This window comes from Pseudomonas sp. EA_65y_Pfl2_P74, assembly GCF_963970575.1.
Classification (GTDB): Bacteria; Pseudomonadota; Gammaproteobacteria; order Pseudomonadales; family Pseudomonadaceae; genus Aquipseudomonas; species Aquipseudomonas baetica_A.
The window spans coordinates 1-20,188 of record NZ_CAXAOQ010000025.1 but is presented as its reverse complement, the minus strand read 5'-3'; the positions used below and the strand labels follow the sequence as shown (position 1 = coordinate 20,188).

Below are 20,188 nucleotides of genomic sequence, written 5' to 3'. Positions count from 1 at the left end.
GGTTACAGCAATACGGTTTTGCTGTCCCCCGCTGGCTCCTCCTGGAGAATTTCTTCAATTATCGCCAAAAGACGTTCATGGCCGAGGGTCTGGCCGGTCGCCGATCCAATCAGGCCGACGATTGCCTTGCCGTCACCCATGAGTTGAATCAGCGTCTTCTGCGCCTTGGTTGCTTCCTTGCCTCCAGGAATCAAAGACGCCAGGTCCAGTAGAGCTTCCTTGAAACTGTTGAAGGCCGTTTCTCGATCGCCATATCGGTAGGACTCGGCGCCTTCCAGTACGTTTTTGGTGATTTGCACCACGGACAGCGCGAAACCAACGGGCGGTATTACCAAACTGACGACACTCGCAGCCAACGCCACCGAGTCATAGGCCAATTTGCCAATGATTTCGTTCAGGCTGGTGGTTTGCGCGTCAATATCAGCAATGATCCGTTCAATACGTTCGTTATAACTCGCGCGCAACGACAGCACGCGGCTGTTGAGCTCAAGCACGGGAAGTTTTTCAGAAACATTGTTGAATTCAATGTTATTGATGAACGTCCCCATGATCCGTTGATCGACGTACTTGACCCGGTCGTAGAAATACTGACCCAGCCCGTGTTCCTTGATCGCCTCGAAAAAACCGCTCAACGGTCGCAAGTAGACGCCGTCCGGCGCGTCAGGCGTATAAAGAATTTCACTGACTTTGCCGCCCTGTACCAGCCTGAAAACATACACGCCCTCAACCAGACACCGTTTTACGTGAAACTTGAAGACTGCACTGAACTGCACGGTCGAAGGCACTTCTCCGAAAGGCGGAAAAGAGGCAGGCGTTCCTTTATCGAAGTTCAGGATCAACGTGCGCAATTGCTCAGCCAACGTGAGGGTGATAGCACCGGCATAAAAACTCGACAACACCGAACGTTGCATTTCAACCTGTCGAGACTTGAAGTGAACGTCTTTCTTGAATTCATAATCGGGGTGTTGTCTGTTTAAATAATCGGCACGCAACATGGCGATGTACTTCTCTCCCGGACGCAACGTTCTCGACCAACTGGCCAGTTGACGTATGTCCAGGTCGGGCAGTGCTGGATGCTTCGCGCCTACACGAAAGCGCGGATAAATCCCAATCACTTCGCCGCCACGATCATGGGCATAAAACTGCGTTTCCTTGATGATCAACCGGGTGAGTGTAATCGTCTCGTTTTCACTCAGATCAAGGAGGATCTCGTCCGGGTTTACCTGCACCGTTTTTCCAAAGGTCTTTAAAAGATCTTCGATCCGTTGCTTGATCAAGTCGTAACAGAAGCGCTCATAGGTCAGGATGCCCGCTTCGCGAGTGCCGATGGTGTAGAGCGCTTTCAACTCCGTATTCAAGCGGGCAAACGACTGGCGCATTTCATCAGGGGCGCTTCGATAGGCGGCAGGATGGGCGAGCGTTTCCTGTGCCAGGTCCCAGGCGATCTGATGGAAGATTGCCTCGACAAGAATGCCTTCCGGTGCGTCCGGCCATTCGGAAAACGTTACCCCTTTCCAGGCACTCGGTAGCTGCCGCAGCGTGGCCACGTATTTGGCCAGTGGCGCCCTTTCCGCAGGTTGGGTTTGCGCCGCCAGATAGCTCTGCCCTTCGGCTGTTCTCACCCAGCCAGCCACATGAAATTCAAGTTCGCGACTGTTGGGAAATTGATACCAGTCGCGCTCTTCCGGCGAACCTGGAGCGTACAAGACGCAGTTGCCGTGAGGATTGGCCTTTTGCTGGAAAACCATCAGATCGCGGAAACCGAACCGGAAGCCATTCATCACGAAGGCCGATGCCGAAATACTCCGGTCTCCTTGCATAAAGCGTTCGACCATTGCCATGTTTGGCTGATTGAGATGCCCCTGCACGGCAGCGCAAAAAGTGCTGTAGGCGATGCGCGCCCCCAAGACCTGCAGAAGTGCCATCTGCACGTCGTAATCGTTAAAGGCTTTACGGCGCGTGTCCCAGAAATCCGAGCGGATGTTGACAGACGCCAGCCAGTTTTCTACGCGCACAGGTGTCAAGCCGGAAGGAACCGGCCCTTCAAAAGCCATCTCGAAGCGTTGATTGCGATCATGTACGCCGAACAGCGCCAGTTCCACAAACGTGCGCTTGTCTTCCTGAACCAGGGTGCGCGCTCCGACCTTGATGGTATAGCGACAGGTGACCTTGATAGTTTCAGGATCAACCGAAACACCCAATGCACTGTTGATCCACTCTTTACTTCGCGCAGCAGCATAGGCTTTCAGCGATGCTGCCTTATCCAGAAACTGGTCACGCCGGGTTTCCTCAGCGCGCACTTGCTGTAGCAAATGGTCATGACGCTGCTTATTTTGTTCACTGGCACCTGACAGCCATGCGGGTCGAACTTCTGAAAAGCCATTGATAACGCTCATACCTAACTCCTTGGTCCACGATCAAGAAATGACATTGCGCCACTTCGATTGCGAGCAAGTTATCGAATATAAACAGCGAACAAAATCCAACAGCCGTTACTGCAAGTTTTCAAACGTCATAAAACATCTCAGACAAACGCCAAAATAAATATTCCTCCATTTGACTGTCACAAATTCAACTTAGATCGAGACCCAACAGCTTTGCACTTGCCACCGCTTGAGTTCTTCGTTCGACACCCAACTTTCCGTGTATACGCCTGGCATGAGTCTTTACGGTATGTAGCGAAATAAACAGTTCATCTGCAATCTGTTGATTGGAATAGCCTTTGGCGATCAGTCGTAAAACTTCAAGTTCTCGCTGGCTCAGCACGCCGTAGTTGCTTAATGTCTGCGCGGCTGCATCTTCAGCGATCTTGTTATTCAGTGCCTGCAACACGTTCGGCTGGCGCAATTCCAGTTCACGCAACGCCTGGTGCAGGCCGTGATGAGCAACCAATTCAAGGCCCTGCTGCAAATAGTGTTGCGCGCCGGCCTGATCGCACTGCAGAAAGGCAACTTCGGCCAACGCCAGGAGCAAGTCAGTTTCGAGGGCGACCATTCTGCACTGCTTCGCGTCCGCCAATAACTGCTCAAGGCGGATGATCGGATTATTGGCGATGCGCAGACCCGTTTGCGCCAGGATCAGCAGGTATTCAACCCGTGGAATCAACTCGATGGTCGCCGGCGGTGCCTGCAATGCACCGGCCCCTTGATAGTGACGCAGCAGACGTGCCATCGCCTCGTTGGCCAGTTCGGCACGCCCTTGCTGAAGCCACAACAGACTGCTGATCTGCAACAACACCCCACGATAGACAGTCTCCGGAATCTGCCGCTGCTGCATCAGCCGCTGTGCATCGCGCAACCAGACAAATGCGCCTTCAAAATCCGCCTGATTGGCCGCCAGTTGTGCCTGCCCCAGATAGCCATACAAGACCCGCTTGTCATGGTTGCGCTTGCAATCGTCGAGGCCGGACTGAAAAAAAGCGGCCGCCAGGGCATCCTGCCCCTGACTGAGAGCCAGACGCCCCCGACGCAGTGCAATCCTGCCCAATAGCGGCGTCGGTCGATCCGGTCGTCTGCCGAGCAGAGCGTGCACTGCGGCCAACAGACATTCGGCCCGCGCCGCCGCGCCACGCTGCTCCAGTATTTGTGCATGATCGAGCTCAAGCAGCGCCTCGAAAACCAGCGAATTTTGCGCCCGCGCCAGACACAGCGCCTGCCGATTGTGGGCGTAGGCCACATCCAGCGCCCCTCTCAAGAGCGCCTGTTGCGTCACCCCCGACAAACACATCACCCGCGCCATCCAGTGGTCGTCGTCGAGCGAATCCAGCGCCTCGGAAAAATGACCCTGAGCGCAAGTCATCTGCCCTTCCAGATGCAGCAGCCAGCCATTCAAGGTTTGCCAGCGCGCAATCAGTTGCCGCTCGAGCGTGGCCGAAGGCTGTGGCATGAACCTCGCCAGGTGCGCGATGCACTGCGTGGCCTGTTCGAACCGGCCGGCAAACAACAGCGCTGCGCTGATCAGCCCGACCAACTGCGGTGATCCCAAGGTCAATCCTTCGCCCTGAGATTCATGCAGGCGCAACAACAGCACCACCGTTTGCTCTTCAAAAAGATGCTCGAAGTTGAAATGCTGCAACAGGCTCACTGCCGTTTCGAATTCCTCGGCAAGCAACGCCTGCTCGAAAGCCGAACGCCAATCACCGGTAGCGGCGAACCATTGGCACGCCCGACGATGCCATGAACGAGACGCGGGCCAATGTTCATCGCGCATCACCTGCGCCAAAGGCGCGAATATCTGTAGCCACTGCGACGATTCATTCCATGGCTCGATAAAGCAACCCAGCGTTTGCAGCGTTCGCAGGTAATCAGCCCCCTCACCGGCACCGAACAAGTGTTCACACAGTTCAGCGTTGAAACGCGGCAAATTCGCCAGTACTCGCCAGACTTCCGCCAGCTCCGGCGTCAAACCGCTGAACAGTTCGTGCTGCAGATAATCAAGCAAGGTTTCCACACGTTGCTGCGGTTGGGTGCTTTGCGACCAGTCGCATTTTTGCAGCAACGTCATTCGCACTCCGGCGCACCAGCCACCGGTGCGATGAACAATCCGTCCAGCCACATTGGCGGCCTGCTCGGCTGACAAGTGTTTCAGTGCCTGGGCGATCTCGTCCTGGGTCAGCGCCAGCGTCGGGCTTTCGCATTCATACAATTCGTCGTCCAGCAACAGCCGCGGCCAGTTGCATTGCGGACGCCGGCGAGAGCCGATCCACCAGGTCAATGCGGGGCTGCTGATTGTCAGCAAACGGTCGAGCAAGGCATCGAGTGACGGATCCGGCAAACGGCTGTAATCGTCGATGAACAGCCAGGTTGGTGCCTCCCAATGAGTCAATGCCGCGATCAGACCAGCCTCATCCGTGTCGGTCAGGCCCAGCGCTGCAGTCAATCGATGGCACATCTCGCCGTTGCTCAATTGCGCACCTGCCAGTGGCAACCAGAGCACCTTATACGTCGCGGGCGCCTGAAGCAGGCATTCGGTAAGCAGCGCACTTTTTCCGCTACCGGGGGGCGCACAGATCAGCCTGACCCGCGCCATCGACTCAAGCAGTGGTTCGCTCAATCGCAAACGTGGCTGGTGATGGGAAGACAGTCTGGGCAGGAAACCGGGGCGATCCAGACACGGCGTCATGGCGGTCATCGGGTGAGCCTTCTTATTGTTTTGCAGCCACCCTAGCCCTCTGCTGTCAGCTTGTTGATAAATATTCAGCGCGCTGATTGGCAGCCATAAAAAAGGCGACCGTGCGGTCGCCTTTTGTACAGCCGTTGTATCACAAACGTTACCGCACACCCGCTGCGCGCAGGGCCGATGGTGTGTAGTCGGCAGCCTTGGCCTCGAAGCCGAATTCGAAGCTGTGTTTCTCTTCGTTCTTCATCCCCAGGGCAATGTACCGGCCGGCAATGATGTCGTAGAGCGCTTCCAGAGTGTAGGCCTGCGTCTGGTGATCGTAGTAGTACTGAGCGTGACCTTCGGCGACCCGCCACAGTTGGCCGCGACCGTCGTAATGGTCAGCGAGCGCCACCTGCCAACTGTCCTCATCGATGTACATGTGGCGCTTGGCGTAGATGTGCCGCTCGTTCGGTTTGACCGTACCGATCACCTCCCACACGCGATGCAGTTCATAGCGGGTCAGATCCTGATTGATGTGGCCAGCCTTGACGATGTCGTCGTACTTGAGTTTCGGCGAATCGAGCTTGTAGCTGTTGTAAGGAATGTACATTTCCTTCTTGCCCACCAGTTTCCAGTCGTAACGATCCGGGGCGCCGGAGAACATGTCGAAGTTGTCCGAGGTGCGCAGACCGTCCGCGGCGGTGCCCGGCCCGTCATAGGCCACTTGCGGCGCGCGGCGTACCCGACGCTGACCGGCGTTGTAGACCCACGCCAGACGCGGCTCCTTCACCTGATCGAGCGTCTCGTGAACCAGCAGCACGTTGCCGGCCAGACGTGCCGGCGCGGTGACTGACTGCTTGAAAAAGGTCAGGACGTTGGCGGCTTTTTCCGGATCGATATCTTTCATCAGTTGCGGCACGGCGATCTCTTCTTCGAAGCGGATCGGCGTGTAGCTGCCGTTGGTCTGTGGTGTGACCTGAGTGATGATCCGGCGCAGATTCCCGCCGTGGTAACGGGTGATGTGGTTCCACAACACTTCAACGCCGTTCTTCGGAATCGGGAAGGCGTAGTAGCGGTTGCCGGTGAAATTGGCCAGGCCGTTGCCGTCATTGATCGTGGTCACGTTCAGCGCACTGCGTTTGGCCGACTCATAGATCTCAGGCGGTACGGCGACGGTACGGTGGGTGGGGTAAACCGGGATCTTGTAGGTTTGCGGGTAACGCTTGAACATCGCCACCTGACCGTCCGAGAGTTTGTCCTTGTACTGGTCGACATTGGCGGCGGTGATGGTGAACAACGGTTTTTCATTGGCAAACGGGTCAGCCAGGAACCCTTTGCTGTCGACCGCCCCGGCGTTTTTCGGGATGCCACCGGTCCATGCCGGAATCGAGCCATCGGCGTTACCGGCCTTCTCGGCGCCCAGCGGCGTGAGGCTGGTGCCAAGCTTGTTGGCTTCTTGCGGTGACACTGCCGCCATCACGTTGGCCGCCAGCAGGCTCAGGGCCAGGACACCACATTGCAGAATCATTTTGCGCATTGCATTCATCCTTCTCGGGCAGATCAGAAGTTCACGCCGAAACTCAGGGCGACGAAGTCACGGTCTTCGAGGACGTTGTAATCGCCGCCGAAGAAATCGGTGTAACTGAGGCTCGCGGTGTAGGTGTTGCGGTAGTCGGCATCGACGCCGACGCTGATCGCTTTGGCGCCTTCGTTGAACAGGCCATTGGGGCCGTAACCGGCGACGTCATGCGACCACGACAGGTTCGGCTTGAGGTTGACCCCGCCAATCACGTTGGCGTAATCGAGGATGGCCCGGGCGCGGTAGCCCCACGAAGTCGACGTGACGAAGCCATCGGTGTCGCCGCCGAAACCGTATTGGCCGTACACCGAGTCGCGGCCGTAACGCAGCTTGCTGCGCGACTCCAGACCGCCGACCCGCACCACCGCTGCTTCACCGACGACGGTCAGGCGCTGGGCCCCTAATACCTGATCGAAGAAGTGCGTGAGGGTGCTCTGGATCTGGGTGATTTCCTTGCGACGATAGCCCTTGTTGTCAGCACCGGGCGAAGTCGCCAGTGGCGAAGCAGCGCCCCCGGCAATCGGGTTGAGCAACGCCAGGGTCAGGTCGTTGGTGTTGACCTGCACCGGCGCGTTTGGCCGGTAGCTGATCTCGCCGGTCCACGCGGTGCCGGTGGGCAGTGTGGTAGAGAAACTGGCGCCGTACAGACGAATGTCTTCCGGATATTCGAGGTAATACTGACCGCGTCCCAACATCACGCTTTGCGCCAGTCCCGAGCCGCTGCCGGGGGCCAGACCATTGGCGATGCCGACCATGCCCGGCAACGCGGCAAGCGTCGAACGCCCGGCCGTGGTGGTGCCCACCGTCGGCGTGCGGCTGTGGTAGTTCATGAAATAGAGACCGTATTCGGTGTCGTCGCCGAGCCAGCGCAACGCCGTGCCCCACTGCCCCGAATCCCGTGCATCGCGGTCGCCACCCCGGGGCACCACGACGCCTTCGCGAGTCACCTCAATGCCCTGACCGAAGGCCGTGGTCAACGGCACAAACGGCGCAATCGCCGGGCTGCCGACGGTATACCCGTTGTTGCAACCGTCCGCCGCCACATCGACGCCGAAGAACGTACCGCAGTTGTCGAGGACGGTCTGGTCCCATTCCAGTTGGTAGAAACCTTCGACAGAGAGCTTGTCCGTCAGGCTTTGCGAGCCGAACAGCATGTTCACCGGGATCAGACCTTCCTTGATCTCGGCGCCAGGACGCCGAAACGCCGACACGTCGATCGGGTTGATGCTGTTGATCGAGTTGCCGATGAAGGTACTTTCGCCCCAGCTCACCACTTGCTTGCCGGCACGCACGGTGCCCGGCAAGTCAGCGATGGCGTAGTTGTGATAGACGAACGCATCGAGAATCTGCGCGCCGGAAGACTTCGCGCCCTCCTTGCGCCCCTTGTCGCTGATCTGTTTGAACTCGCGGTCTTCATCCTTGAGTTCGAAGTCGTACCAGTATTTGCCACGCACAAACACCCCGGTGTCGCCGTACTTCAGTTCGAGGTCGTGAATGCCTTTGAAGATTTTCGAAAAGGTTTCGCCCTTCTTGAAATTCAGGCGTCCGTCATCACCCGTCGAAGATTGCCCGGTACCACCATTGACCGTGCCGACCAGCGACTTGTCGGCATCGCGCATGCCCCAGCTCGCACCGACCGACAGTGACGAGTCGAAGGTGCCCTCGATTTCCCCGATGTTGAACGAAACCGCGTGCGCCTGGGCGCAGCAGCCCATAGCCACCGCGGCTGCCAGCGCCTGCGGTGTGAAGATGGCGCGCATTGTTCTTGTTTTCATGCGTCTTCCCCGGTGAGTGACAGAAGGCCCCACCCTACTGCCGGTTGACCGGGTCGATAAGCGCACCAAGGAGGTATTCGCGTTGTCGCTCGAAAGGATGAATGCCCCGGTGGGATGCGCCTTTGCGCGGGCCATGAGTGCGCTGGATAGTCGAACATCATTGCAGCGCATGGTGCATGTGGTACGGGGCAGACTGTTACATGCCCCGTAACAGTTCATGTCCGCAATCGCTATTTTTCCTACAGACTCAAATCCGTATTCTGAGCGGGCTTTCACGGGACACGCCGCAAAGCATTCGGCCTTGGCGCCTTAACCACTCAAGCCATTGCTGACAGATTTCAGATCAACCGAAGGTCTTCGGTTGCTCGCCCCGGTGTTCACTGACGTTGATTTGTAGCTCCTTGATCCAACGTCTTACCTTGGCCGCTGCGTTTGCAGCGGCCTTTTTTATGGGTGACGGGTTTTAGCGGGGAGATGGCAGGGCTGGCGCAGCCCTGCCGATTGTTGCGCAGGGTTCAGAGCGAATATTTCTGCAAATTCGCCATCATTTCCTTCAGCGCCTCAATGTTGTCCTTGGGGTGCGCCGCGCCTTCGAAATCGCAAATCTGCTGCCAGTGCGCCGCGACATCTTCCGGGGAAAATCCAGCACGCGGATCAAACCCGGCCCCCAAACTGCGCTCCCACCGCACCTTGCCCATCCAGCCACCACCGACCTCAAACAGCCCGGAGGTCTCCTGGCACTGTTCACTGGCCAGATACACCACCAACGGACTGACCAGCTCCGGCTTCAGTTGCTCGAATACTTGCGGCGGGATCAGGCCTTCGGTCATGCGCGTGCCGCCAGTCGGGGCGATGGCGTTGACCAGAATGTTGTTCTTGCGGCCCTCGATGGCAAGGGTGCGGGTCAGGCCGTACAGGCCAAGTTTGGCCATGCCGTAGTTGGATTGGCCGAAGTTGCCGTAGATGCCGGAAGTCGACGCGGTGAAGATCACTCGACCGTAGTTTTGTTCACGCAGGTGCGGCCACGCGGCGCGGGTGACTTTGTAGGCGCCTTCGACATGGACGCGGTAAACCAGATCCCAGTCGGCATCGTCCATTTTGTGGAAGGTCTTGTCGCGCAGGATCCCGGCGTTGTTGACCACCACGTCGACGCGGCCAAAGACGTCGAGGGCGTTCTGCACCAGTTTGTCGCCGTCAGTGACCGAGTCGTGGTTGGCTTCGGCGATGCCGCCGGCCTCACGAATTTCTGCCACCACGCGGTCGGCGGCGCTAGCATTGGCGCCTTCGCCCTGGGTCGAGCCTCCGAGGTCATTGACCAGCACTTTGGCGCCCTGTCTGGCGAACAGCAGTGCATGCGCCCGTCCCAGACCGCCACCGGCTCCGGTGACGATCACGACTTTATCTTCGAAACGCACAGACTCATTCATCAGGGCAACTCCAGCAGGCCAAAGGACAGAGAGCCCGAGTGTCAGGCACGGGGCTTTGGGTCACAACGAACACGGCTGAGGCTGAATGATGCGCGATAAGGTGAGGGGATGATGCCAAGCAAGATCAATAGATCGCTGGCGGCGATCCATTGATCTTTCAGGAGCACGCCACTTTGCGCGGCGGCAGCGCCAAACGGTCGCGGAACGCCAGGTAATGCGTGAGCACCTGCACCGGCGCTTCGGTCTGCGGATAGTGACCAATACCCGGCAACAGCACGGTGTCCGCGTCTGCAATCAACTCCCGGTACCGCTCGACCATGTGCGCACCGGAGATCGGATCGACTTCGCCATCGATCACCCGCAACGGGATTTCGCCACGCTGCATGGCCGCCACCCAACGGTCGCGCTGCACGCGACGCTCGGGGATGTAGCCAATCAGCTTGTGCATGATGCGCGGGCCTTGATGGGTGTCGATCAGACTCCAGAAATCATCCAGCTCGCTCTCGCTTGGCCGGGTCTGCGGGCCGAAAATCTGGCCGAAGCTTTTCACCAGCGCGTCTCGGGTGAAGGCGCGACCGATCATCCAGCCTAAAGGGCTGAGCAGCAGTTTTTGCATCAACACCGGGCGGTGGGTTTCCGGGAACAGCCCGCCGTTGAGGAACACGCAACTGGCGACCTTGATGTGCGCCTCGTAATGCCGCGCGAGCAGTTCCTGCGCGACGCTGTCGCCATAGTCATGAGCGAGGAGGTGTACCGGCTGCTCGACCTGCAGATGCGCGAGCAACGCCTGTTGCAGATCGGCTTGTTCCAGCAGGCTGTAGCGGTGATTGACCGGTTTGGCCGAGTCGCCGAAACCGAGCATGTCACAGGCGATCACGCGATACCGTTGAGCCAGTGGCTGCCACAGGTAATGCCAATCCCAACTGGCGGTCGGGAAACCATGGATCAGCAGCAGCGGCTCACCCTGCCCCGTCGTCCAGTAACGGATCGACTGACCACCAAAAACAAAGGTCTGGCTGCGCTTGCGCCAGACACACAACGGAATCTCGGCAAGAGGCATCAGAGTTGATATCCAGGGTTCTGTTTATCGAGTTTGCGCAGCAATGCCGGCCACGCCAGCGCGCCGCCCATGCCTTGAGCACTTTTGGTGACGCCGGCGATCATCGCTTTGGCGCCGGCCAGAACCTGCGGTTCGATGGCAATGAGTTCAGCGCCGCCGGTCTGCGCCATCACCTGAATGTCGCAGGCACGCTGGAAGGTGAACATCATCAGAAAAGTGTCAGCGATAGTGCCGCCACAGGTCAGCAGACCGTGGTTGTGCAGCATGAGGAAATGGTTATCGCCGAGGTCGGCCTGCAAGCGCGCCTTCTCCTCGTGATTGAGGGCCACGCCTTCATAGGCGTGATAAGCGAGGCTGGACAGGACAAACAGCGATTGCTGACTGATCGGCAGCACACCCTGCTTTTGCGCCGACACCGCAACCCCCGAGGCCGTGTGCGTATGCAGCACGCAAACCACATCGTGTCGAACTTCGTGCACGGCGCTGTGGATGGTGTAACCGGCGGGGTTGATTTCGTAAGGACTGTCCATGAGTTTGTTGCCGGCCTGATCGACTTTCACCAGGCTTGATGCGGTGATCTCGTGGAACATCAGGCCAAACGGATTGATCAGGAAATCTTCGGTGCCCGGCACCTTGGCCGAAATGTGCGTGAAGATCAGATCATCCCAGCCATGCAGCGCGACCAGACGATAGCAGGCGGCGAGATCGACTCGGGTCTGCCATTCCGCAGCGCTGACCTGATCTTTGACATTAAGGGACGATTGGATGGGGGCTACGCTCACTGTATGCACCTCTGCGTTCTTATTGTTCTGCACGTGTGAGCAGTCTAGTCAGGCGCAGGCCATCGCGTAGTTGCATTGGCAGCCAGCTTGATGACTGAACGAGTCAGCCCGGCAAACAGCTTGGATCCGTGTCAAAGCAACGACGCCAACAAAGGGGCCGCGAACAGATTGAGCAACCCGGTGAGGACCATCACCAGCCCCGCCACCGAGCCCTCCTCACCGCCCACTTCATGGGCGCGGCTGACACCGGCGCCATGGGCACCGACACCGAACAGGGCGCCACGGGCCAAGGCACTGCGCACTGGCAACCACTTCAAAAGAACGCCGCCGAGCATCGCGCCAAACACCCCCGGTAAACATCACGAACACCGCCGTCAATTCCGGTACGCCGCCGAGATCATGAGCCAGCGGCATGGCGAATGGCGTGGTGATCGAGCGCGGCACCAGCGACATCGTCACCGAACTGTCCAGTGCCAGGGCCTTGGCCAGTCCGAACGAGGTGGCGATTGATGCCGTGCTGCCGGCAACCATGCCGAGCATCAATGCAGGCCAGTGCCGCATCAACAGATGCCGCTGCTGCCAGATCGGCACGGCGAAGGCGACTGTCACCGGACCGAGCACCCGCATCAACCAGTGGGTGTTGCTGGAATACTCGGCGTAAGCGGTGTGCAGCGGCACGGCCAGCGCCAACAACAGCGTTGGCACCAGAATCAGCGGCGACAGCAGGTAACGGCCGGTGCGCCGATAAATCCAGCGGCTGAACAAGTACGCCAGCAGGGTGAATGCGAGCCAGAACATCGGCATCAATTCAAGCTTCATGGGACCGCCTCAGGCGCACGGCCCATTCCACGGTGAACGCCGTCACCAGCATGACCATCAACGTGCTGGCGGCGATCACCAACAGAATCCGCCAACCGTCATTGCGCAGCAGCGCCCCATAATCAAGCAGGCTCATCAGCGCCGGGATGAAGAACAGCAGCATCTCCGCCATCAGCAGCCCCGCGCCCAATTGCAATGCCGCCGGTTTGACCCAGCCAAAGGCGAACGCCAGCAGCAACAGCGCCATGCCGATCACGCCACCGGGAATCGGCCACGCCAGCCAAGCGGCGAGTTGGCAGCCAAGCAGGTAGAGACCGAGCAGCACGGCCAGTTCGACAACAAGGCGGGAAAGGTACTTGAGGGTTGCGGCGTTCATGGCTTTGCTCCTGACAGGGGCTTATTTTACGAACCGAGCACCCATCCCAGAAGCGAATTGTTAGACTCCAAGCCATTCCAAAAAGGAATCAGACTATGGAATTCAAACAACTGCGCAGTTTTGTCGAAGTCATGCATCAGGGCGGTTTTACCCAGGCCGCGAAAACCCTGCACATCAGCCAATCGGCCGTGAGCAAACAAGTCGCGCAACTCGAACAAAGCCTGGGCACCCCGTTGCTCGAACGGCTGGGTTCGCAGTTGCGCCTGACCACCGCCGGCAGCGTGGTGTTGCAACGAGCCGAGGGCATGCTGCGCTTGCGCAACGAATTGCTCAGCGAACTCGACGACCTCAGCCATCTGGCCCGTGGCGAATTGCGCCTGGGCCTGCCGCTGTTGGGCAGTGACACGTTGTTCGCCGGGCTGTTTGCCGAATACCGTCGGCGCTATCCGAATATCAAGATCCAATTACTTGAAGGCGGTAGCCGCCATATTGAGCAAGCCGTGTTGAGTGCAGAACTGGAATTGGGCGGCAGTTTGTTGCCCAAGGATGCGCAGTTCGACTATCAGCCGTTCTGCGATGAGAAGCTCGATGCACTGTTGCCGAGGGATCATCCGTTGGCTGAGCGGGGCGAAATCGGTCTGGAAGAATTGGCCGATACGCCGTTTCTGCTGTATCAGCGCAGTTTTGTGCTCAATGATCGCTTGCTCCAGGCGTGCCAGCAGATGGGCTTCACACCGAAGGAAGGCGGACGCAGTGGGCAGGCGGATTTTCTGGTGTCACTGGTGGCCGCCGGGCAAGGCGTGGTGTTGCTGCCCAGCGTGGTCGCGCGGGGTCTGGTGCGGCCAGGCGTCGTGCGCCTGACCTTGAAAGCACCGGACTCGCTTCGCTGGGATATCGTTTTCATCTGGCGTCAGGGCGCCTATCTGTCGAAAGCGGCGCAAGCCTGGCTTTCTCTGCTGCGCGAGCGACCAATCAGCCCTTGAGCGCGCCGATGAACTCAGCCAGCCAAGGCTCGGCGTCGGTTTCCGGGGTCACGCTTTCGCTGGCGTCGATGCGCAGCATCTCCTGCACTTCGCGCACGCCCAGTTCGCCGAACAGTTCGCGCATCTGCTCGCCGCCGCCGCAGAAGGTGTCGCCGTAACTGGCGTCGCCCAACGCAATCACCGCCCCCGGCAAACCGCGCCAGGCAGCGGGTAATTGGTCACGAAGGGCCGAATACAACGGCTGCAGGTTGTCCGGCAACTCGCCCATGCCGGTGGTCGAGGTCACCGCCAGCAGCGCTTGAGGGCCAAAAGACTGAAGGTCCGTCAGGCTGGCGCGCGAGTTGTAGAAGGTTTCAAAGCCGGCGGCTTTCAGCAGATTCTGGGCGTGGCGGGCGACTTCTTCGGCGGTGCCGTAGACCGAACCGGAGAGGATGGCGACTTTCATCAATCTGATCCTGGAGCTGAAAAAAAGAGCGCCGATATTAACAGCCTGAGCCGTGAAGTTGCGATTAACTCCCAATAAGCGCCAATGACCTATAGACAGCCTCCGCCGATCTTCTAGAATGCCCGTCACTGACACCTCTGAAAGGATTCAAAGATGATCAACGCCAGCCTGCTGCAAATGGTAATCAACGCATCGAACGATGGAATTGTGGTCGCGGAAAAGGAAGGCGAACAGGACAACATCCTGATTTACGTCAACCCGGCCTTCGAGCGCTTGACCGGTTATGCCAGCGAGGAAATCCTCTATCAAGACTGTCGCTTTCTGCAATCGGGAGACAGGGATCAGGAAAACCTGACACTGATTCGCGAAGCGCTGCGCAATAGCGGATCTTGCCGGGAAATCCTGCGCAACTATCGCAAGGACGGCACACCGTTCTGGAATGAACTGTCGCTTTCAACGGTTAAAAACGCCGATGACGGACAAACCTATTTCGTCGGTGTTCAAAAAGATGTGACGGTTCAGGTCAAGGCCCAGCAACGCGTTGCGCAATTGGAAGCACAGGTCGCCGCACTCAAAGCCGAACTGGCTGAACTGAAAGCGACAAACGGTTAAAACAAAACAGCGAACCAATTGTCATTAACTACAATCACCAAAGACTTTGTAACTATTCCTTTCGAGTCCGCCATGCAACGCGACGCCCTCCTCACTCAGGATGAGCTGGATTTCATCCAGACCATGCAACACAACCCGCAATTGAATGTGCGGGATGCGACGTCGAGCCTGCTGGTGAATGGTGGTTCGCAGATCCGTGACTTGCTCACGCGTCTGGCCGCTCACGAACAGGTCACCATCCAGGCCAACTTCGAAAATCAGCAGATGACCTTCCCGCTGCATTTGGTGGAGGACGAGTTTCACGCGCTGCATCTGCGCCTCGGCGTACCTAGCATTTACGAAGACGGCCCGATGGTTCGCCCATGGCGACTGGCTCTTGAAGAACCGGTGGCACTGGAGAACGCCAAAGGCCAGCCGGGCCCGCTGTGGGTACACGAGATCTCGCACAAAGGCGTATTGCTGGAAGTGCGCAACAAAACCAAACCGCCCAAGCATTTCGCTCTGTGGTTCAGCCCATCGGGTTATGAGCGGATTTCATTGCGTGGCCATTTCGAACGAGAAACCGAGCAAGGTTTCTTCGCCTACGAACTGAGCCAGACCGATGCCGATGAAACCGAACGTCTGCGCCAGTTCATCCTGCAACAACATCGCCTGACACATCCGGCCCTGCACACCTGAGCCTTTAAAACCTGGCCTTCAGGTATCCAGCGTGCCCGCCAGAAACTGCGTCAGCCACTGAAACATTGTCGCCCCTTCATTACCAATGCAACCGATTGACGTTCCAGCCAGGCTCTCCTGCGCCAGATCGGAGGCATCCCCCGCCAGCAGCACCTGACAATCAAGGCTCAACGCCAGCCGGCTCAAGCGTCGCGGAAGGTCGGCGCTCGGTGCGTGGTTGGAAAACAATACCAGTACGTCAGGCCGGGTCCGTTCGCAGACCAGGGTGAGTTCATCGAACGGCTGGCCGGTGGTCAGCACGCGGATCCCTGAGCCATTACCACTCAGGAACAGTGCCGTCACCAGCAGTTCCAGCTCTCGGCATTGTCCGGCCAAGGCACTGACAATCACCCTGCGCGGTTTCGAGCCGCGCAGCATGACGATCCGCTGCAATACCCGCGCTCTGAGAAACCCATCGAAGAACAGCCATTCGCTGGTTTGCCCAAAAGCATCTTGTCGCTGCAGCAGTTGCAGCCACAAGGGCATCAGAATGTCCTGGAACACGACGGGCAACGTATAAGAAGAAAAGATCTGACCGTAGACCAGATCCAGTTGCTGATCATCGAACGAACTGATCGCATCCTGCAGTTGCACCTGCCATTGCAGATAATCGGCCTGCACCCGATCGTCGGGGATGATGTGCGCCAGCACTTTCAACGGCTCGGTCTTGGCCAGAATCTTGCCGACTTTGCTGACGGACACACCACGATCGATCCAGTCGAGAATGCTGCGAACGCGCTCGATATCGGCCATCGAATACAAGCGATGCCCACTTTCGGTGCGTGTTGGTTGAATCAAACCATAGCGCCGCTCCCATGCACGCAACGTGACCGGGTTAACGCCGGTCAATCGTGCGACTTCACGTATGGGGAACAGATCTTCACATTCCAGCGCAATGGATGCCTGCGAAGCAGGGCTTTTGTCCGTGATGACAGACATAAGACAATCAACTTCCTTGTTGGCGAATTGGATCCTATTCTAACCTTGATGGAGCATTAAGATTCAAGCGATGAACAGCGACCAAAGTCGCTGGTTAAATCGGTAAAATCCGGAATATTCCTTGCATACTGTAAAACGCTGGCCACTACCCCCGGCCCTGCGTCAGGCGAAACTCCTACCCGGAGCGACGCACTCGAAATACGGAGATATACAATGTCTACTTCCCCCGTCACGCTGATGGTTGCGCGTCGCGTCGCCGATGGACGCTATCAGGATCTGATCGCCTGGCTGCGCGAAGGTGAACAACTGGCCACCGACTTCCCCGGTTATCTCGGCTCCGGTGTGCTCGCTCCACCGCCCGGCGATAACGAGTTTCAAATCATTTTCCGGTTTGCCGATGAGCACACACTGCATGCGTGGGAGCATTCGGCCTCGCGTACTGCCTGGCTGGATCGTGGCAGCGACCTGTTTGCGCACCCGAAGGAGCATCGCGTCAGCGGCATTGAGGGCTGGTTCGGCGCCGATGCGATCGGCCAGCGCCCGCCACGCTGGAAACAGGCTGTCGCGATCTGGCTGGCGTTCTTCCCGGTATCGCTGCTGTTCAACTTTGTCCTCGGTCCGCTGCTCAGTGAAATGAGCCTGCTGCCGCGGATGCTGATCAGCACGGCATGCCTGACGCCGCTGATGGTTTATTTCTTTATTCCATTGTCGACCCGATTACTGGCAAATTGGTTGAACCGCACGCCAGCGCGCCCCTTGCCGGTTACCCCTTGCGCCCAAAATCGCTGATCCTTCTGGGGGAGCGGGCTTGCTCGAACCCACCTGAAGTCGGTTCTGCAATAGGTGGGTCGCTCGTGTCGCTGTTATAGTTTTTACTTCAACCGCGACGCGAGCCGTACATGACCACAACCTCCGCCCCGATCCTCATCACCGGCGCCGGCCAGCGTGTCGGCCTGCATTGCGCGCAGCGTTTGCTTGCAGACGGCCACGCTGTGATCTTCAGTTACCGCAGCGAACGTCCCGGCGTGCAAGTGCTGCGTGATCTGGGCGCCATCGGCGTGTTCGCGGATTTTTCCAGCGAAGCCGGCATACTCGCCTTCATCGCCGAACTGAAAACCCACACCGACAGCCTGCGGGCAATCGTACACAACGCCTCCGAATGGCTGGCCGAAACCCCGGACAACGGAGCCGAAGCGTTCACACGCCTGTTCAACCTGCACATGCTCGCGCCCTATCTGATCAACCTGCATTGCGCCGATCTGCTCACGCTATCGACGCCTGCGGACATCATCCACATCAGCGATGATGTCACCCGCAAGGGCAGCAGCAAGCACATCGGTTACTGCGCCACAAAGGCCGGGCTCGACAGCCTGACCTTGTCGTTCGCCGCTCGCTATGCGCCGGCGATCAAGGTCAACGGCATCGCCCCTGCCCTGCTATCGTTCAATCCCGACGACGACGCGGCGTACCGCGCCAAAGCGCTGGCCAAATCCGCGCTGGGTATCGAACCCGGCAGTGAAGTGATCTATCAGAGCCTGCGCTACCTGCTCGACAACCCGTATGTCACCGGTACGACCCTGACCGTCAACGGCGGACGGCACGTCAAATAACAACGCCCGCGAGGATGTTCGATGACCCGCTCCCTGCCCGAGCATTACCGCGACATACTGATCGGTCTTGGTGAAGATCCCGAACGCGAAGGACTGCGAGACACGCCGCTACGCGCAGCCAAGGCCATGCAATACCTGTGTCACGGCTACGAACAGAGCGTCGATGAGATCGTCAATGGCGCGCTGTTTGCCTCCGACAGCGACGAGATGATCATCGTCGCCGACATCGAACTGTACTCATTGTGCGAACATCACCTGCTGCCCTTCATCGGCAAGGCCCATGTGGCTTATATTCCGACGGGCAAGGTGCTGGGGTTGTCGAAGATCGGGCGGCTGGTGGACATGTTCGCCCGGCGCCTGCAGATTCAGGAAAACCTCACCCGACAGGTTGCCGATGCGGTGCAGCAAGTCACCGATGCCGCCGGCGTCGCCGTGGTCATTGAGGCCAGACACATGTGCATGATGATGCGCGGTGTCGAGAAACAGAATTCGACCATGAACACCTCGGTCATGCTCGGCGCCTTTCGCGAGTCGAGCAACACCCGCCAGGAGTTCCTGCAATTGATTGGACGGAGCAAGTAAATGGCACAACTTCAACCGGGAATGGCACGCATCCGGGTCAAGGATCTGCGCTTGCGCACCTTTATCGGGATCAACGAGGACGAAATCCTCAACAAGCAGGATGTGCTGATCAACCTCACCATCCTGTACGCGGCGCAGGAAGCAGTGCGCGACAACGACATCGATCACGCGCTGAACTACCGCACCATCACCAAGGCGATCATCGCCCACGTCGAGGGCAACCGCTTCGCGCTGCTCGAACGTCTGACCCAGGAACTACTGGATCTGGTGATGAGTAACGGCTCGGTGCTGTATGCCGAAGTCGAAGTCGACAAGCCGCATGCGCTGCGTTTTGCCGAGTCGGTGTCGATTACCCTTGCGGCAAGCCGCTGAGCTTCAAGCTTCGTGCTGCAAGCGGTAAGCTACAGGCACCCCACCATTGAAATCTTGCAGCTTGAAGCTTGCCGCTCAACGCTGTCTCGCAGAGACCCCCATGACTGATCAACAACGCCTCGAACTCGAAGCCGCCGCCTTCCGCCGGCTGGTCGCCCATCTGGACAGCCGCAAGGACGTGCAGAACATTGACCTGATGAACCTCGCCGGGTTCTGCCGCAACTGCCTGTCGAAGTGGTACAAGGCCGAAGCCGACGAGCGCCAGATCGAGGTCAGCCTCGATGAAGCCCGCGAAGTGGTTTACGGCATGCCGTACGCCGAGTGGAAGTCTCAATTTCAGCAAGAAGCCAGCGCCGAACAACAAGCGGCGTTCGCCAAAGGAAAACCTCATGAGTGATCTGAACACCCTGCGCACCAGCCTCAAGAGCGGCGAGCACCTTTTTGCCGACACCCTGGCCTTCATCGCCGCCGGTTACGACTACCAGCCTCAGGCGTTCAACAACGGCGGCGTGGAAAACGCTGCCGGGCAGAACGAAGGCTCGTGCAAGACCCTCGGTCTGGCGCTGCTGGAAGGCTTTAGCGATGAAGAAGCGCTGCTGGCGTTCGGCGAGCACTACCGCTCGGTGGTGGCGGCGCCTGAAGGCAGCGATCACGGCAATATTCGAGCGCTGATCAACAACGGTCTGGCCGGCGTGAAGTTCGAAACCCAGCCCCTTTGCCGCCGCTGATCCTGCATTGCCAACCCGCGTCCCTTGTGGGAGCAGGCTTGCTCGCGAAAGCGGTGTGCCAGTCACCCAAAATATCGCCTGAAATGACGCCTTCGCGAGCAAGCCCACCCACCTTTGGACTGTGGCGCCTGTGAGTAACGGACACAAAAAAACCGGCCGAACAGACTGTGTGAAAACACACTGATGAAGGCCCAACAAAACGCCCCGACTTGTTCGGGGCGTTTGTTTTTGTGCGGGCAACAGACGAAAAAAGGCCTTTCAGCCCATTAGCGCCATCAACTG

At 58.4% G+C, this 20,188-nt stretch carries 19 protein-coding genes and 1 pseudogene; 9 read left to right on the top strand and 11 right to left on the bottom strand.

Going from position 1 to position 20,188, the window contains the following annotated elements; genetic code table 11:
- Positions 1–2: 2 nt before the first annotated feature.
- The 9 genes and pseudogenes from AACY18_RS19580 to AACY18_RS19540 all read right to left on the bottom strand — a co-directional run bounded on the left by AACY18_RS19580 (position 3) and on the right by AACY18_RS19540 (position 12,918).
- Positions 3–2,396 carry a dermonecrotic toxin domain-containing protein gene (locus tag AACY18_RS19580; RefSeq protein WP_339432036.1) on the bottom strand — a complete coding sequence of 798 codons (2,394 nt, stop codon included), beginning with the start codon at positions 2,394–2,396 and terminating at the stop codon, positions 3–5.
- Between the two features lie 175 nt (positions 2,397–2,571).
- The gene (locus AACY18_RS19575; RefSeq protein WP_339432035.1) at positions 2,572–5,130 is read right to left on the bottom strand and encodes a LuxR C-terminal-related transcriptional regulator; all 2,559 of its coding nucleotides are present in this window, start codon (positions 5,128–5,130) and stop codon (positions 2,572–2,574) included.
- A 139-nt stretch (positions 5,131–5,269) separates the two neighbouring features.
- Positions 5,270–6,637 carry a DUF1329 domain-containing protein gene (locus AACY18_RS19570; RefSeq protein ID WP_339432034.1) on the bottom strand — a complete coding sequence of 456 codons (1,368 nt, stop codon included), beginning with the start codon at positions 6,635–6,637 and terminating at the stop codon, positions 5,270–5,272.
- A 23-nt stretch (positions 6,638–6,660) separates the two neighbouring features.
- Positions 6,661–8,454 carry a DUF1302 domain-containing protein gene (locus AACY18_RS19565; RefSeq protein WP_339465826.1) on the bottom strand — a complete coding sequence of 598 codons (1,794 nt, stop codon included), beginning with the start codon at positions 8,452–8,454 and terminating at the stop codon, positions 6,661–6,663.
- Positions 8,455–8,969: 515 nt separating this feature from the next.
- On the bottom strand, positions 8,970–9,881 hold the full coding sequence (locus tag AACY18_RS19560) for an SDR family oxidoreductase (RefSeq protein ID WP_339432032.1): 912 nt from the start codon (positions 9,879–9,881) through the stop codon (positions 8,970–8,972).
- Between the two features lie 157 nt (positions 9,882–10,038).
- Positions 10,039–10,941 (bottom strand): alpha/beta fold hydrolase, encoded by a 903-nt coding sequence (locus AACY18_RS19555; protein WP_339465825.1) that lies wholly within the window; start codon positions 10,939–10,941, stop codon positions 10,039–10,041.
- Positions 10,941–11,723 carry a class II aldolase/adducin family protein gene (locus AACY18_RS19550; RefSeq protein WP_339465824.1) on the bottom strand — a complete coding sequence of 261 codons (783 nt, stop codon included), beginning with the start codon at positions 11,721–11,723 and terminating at the stop codon, positions 10,941–10,943. Before AACY18_RS19550 ends, AACY18_RS19555 begins: the two co-directional genes overlap by 1 nt.
- Positions 11,724–11,854: 131 nt before the next feature.
- Positions 11,855–12,542 (bottom strand): annotated as a pseudogene (locus AACY18_RS19545) (LrgB family protein).
- Positions 12,532–12,918 (bottom strand): CidA/LrgA family protein, encoded by a 387-nt coding sequence (locus tag AACY18_RS19540; RefSeq protein WP_339432029.1) that lies wholly within the window; start codon positions 12,916–12,918, stop codon positions 12,532–12,534. The pseudogene AACY18_RS19545 and the gene AACY18_RS19540 overlap by 11 nt, the downstream one beginning before the upstream one ends.
- Before the next feature lie 95 nt (positions 12,919–13,013).
- Between AACY18_RS19540 and AACY18_RS19535 the strand changes: the two genes are divergently transcribed.
- Positions 13,014–13,901 carry a LysR family transcriptional regulator gene (locus AACY18_RS19535; RefSeq protein ID WP_339432028.1) on the top strand — a complete coding sequence of 296 codons (888 nt, stop codon included), beginning with the start codon at positions 13,014–13,016 and terminating at the stop codon, positions 13,899–13,901.
- On the opposite strand, the gene AACY18_RS19530 is transcribed toward AACY18_RS19535, so the two are convergent.
- Entirely contained in the window at positions 13,891–14,346 is a 456-nt protein-coding gene (locus tag AACY18_RS19530; RefSeq protein ID WP_339432027.1) for a flavodoxin, read from the bottom strand. The genes AACY18_RS19535 and AACY18_RS19530 overlap by 11 nt on opposite strands.
- 153 nt (positions 14,347–14,499) lie before the next feature.
- Between AACY18_RS19530 and AACY18_RS19525 the strand changes: the two genes are divergently transcribed.
- Entirely contained in the window at positions 14,500–14,958 is a 459-nt protein-coding gene (locus AACY18_RS19525; protein ID WP_339432026.1) for a PAS domain-containing protein, read from the top strand.
- Positions 14,959–15,030: 72 nt separating this feature from the next.
- On the top strand, positions 15,031–15,636 hold the full coding sequence (locus tag AACY18_RS19520; protein WP_339432025.1) for a hypothetical protein: 606 nt from the start codon (positions 15,031–15,033) through the stop codon (positions 15,634–15,636).
- 18 nt (positions 15,637–15,654) lie between these two features.
- On the opposite strand, the gene AACY18_RS19515 is transcribed toward AACY18_RS19520, so the two are convergent.
- Positions 15,655–16,614, bottom strand: coding sequence for a MerR family transcriptional regulator (locus AACY18_RS19515; RefSeq protein ID WP_339465822.1), 960 nt, complete (start codon positions 16,612–16,614; stop codon positions 15,655–15,657).
- 213 nt (positions 16,615–16,827) lie between these two features.
- Here AACY18_RS19515 and AACY18_RS19510 point away from each other — a divergent pair, with 213 nt between their 5' ends.
- The 6 genes from AACY18_RS19510 (at position 16,828) to AACY18_RS19485 (ending at position 19,906) form a co-directional block, all read left to right on the top strand.
- Entirely contained in the window at positions 16,828–17,403 is a 576-nt protein-coding gene (locus AACY18_RS19510) for an antibiotic biosynthesis monooxygenase (RefSeq protein WP_221730008.1), read from the top strand.
- Between the two features lie 110 nt (positions 17,404–17,513).
- Positions 17,514–18,224 carry a dihydromonapterin reductase gene (gene folM / locus AACY18_RS19505; protein ID WP_339465820.1) on the top strand — a complete coding sequence of 237 codons (711 nt, stop codon included), beginning with the start codon at positions 17,514–17,516 and terminating at the stop codon, positions 18,222–18,224.
- 21 nt (positions 18,225–18,245) lie between these two features.
- Positions 18,246–18,806: a GTP cyclohydrolase I FolE gene (gene folE, locus AACY18_RS19500; RefSeq protein WP_339432021.1), complete on the top strand. Its 561-nt coding sequence runs from the start codon at positions 18,246–18,248 to the stop codon at positions 18,804–18,806.
- A complete protein-coding gene (folX, locus tag AACY18_RS19495; RefSeq protein ID WP_339432020.1) occupies positions 18,807–19,178 on the top strand; it encodes a dihydroneopterin triphosphate 2'-epimerase in 372 nt (123 codons plus the stop codon).
- A 100-nt stretch (positions 19,179–19,278) separates the two neighbouring features.
- Positions 19,279–19,575, top strand: a complete 297-nt coding sequence (locus AACY18_RS19490) for a DUF1244 domain-containing protein (protein ID WP_339432019.1) — start codon at positions 19,279–19,281, stop codon at positions 19,573–19,575.
- Positions 19,568–19,906 (top strand): HopJ type III effector protein, encoded by a 339-nt coding sequence (locus AACY18_RS19485; protein WP_339432018.1) that lies wholly within the window; start codon positions 19,568–19,570, stop codon positions 19,904–19,906. The genes AACY18_RS19490 and AACY18_RS19485 overlap by 8 nt, the downstream gene beginning before the upstream one ends.
- The last annotated feature ends 282 nt before the right edge of the window (positions 19,907–20,188 follow it).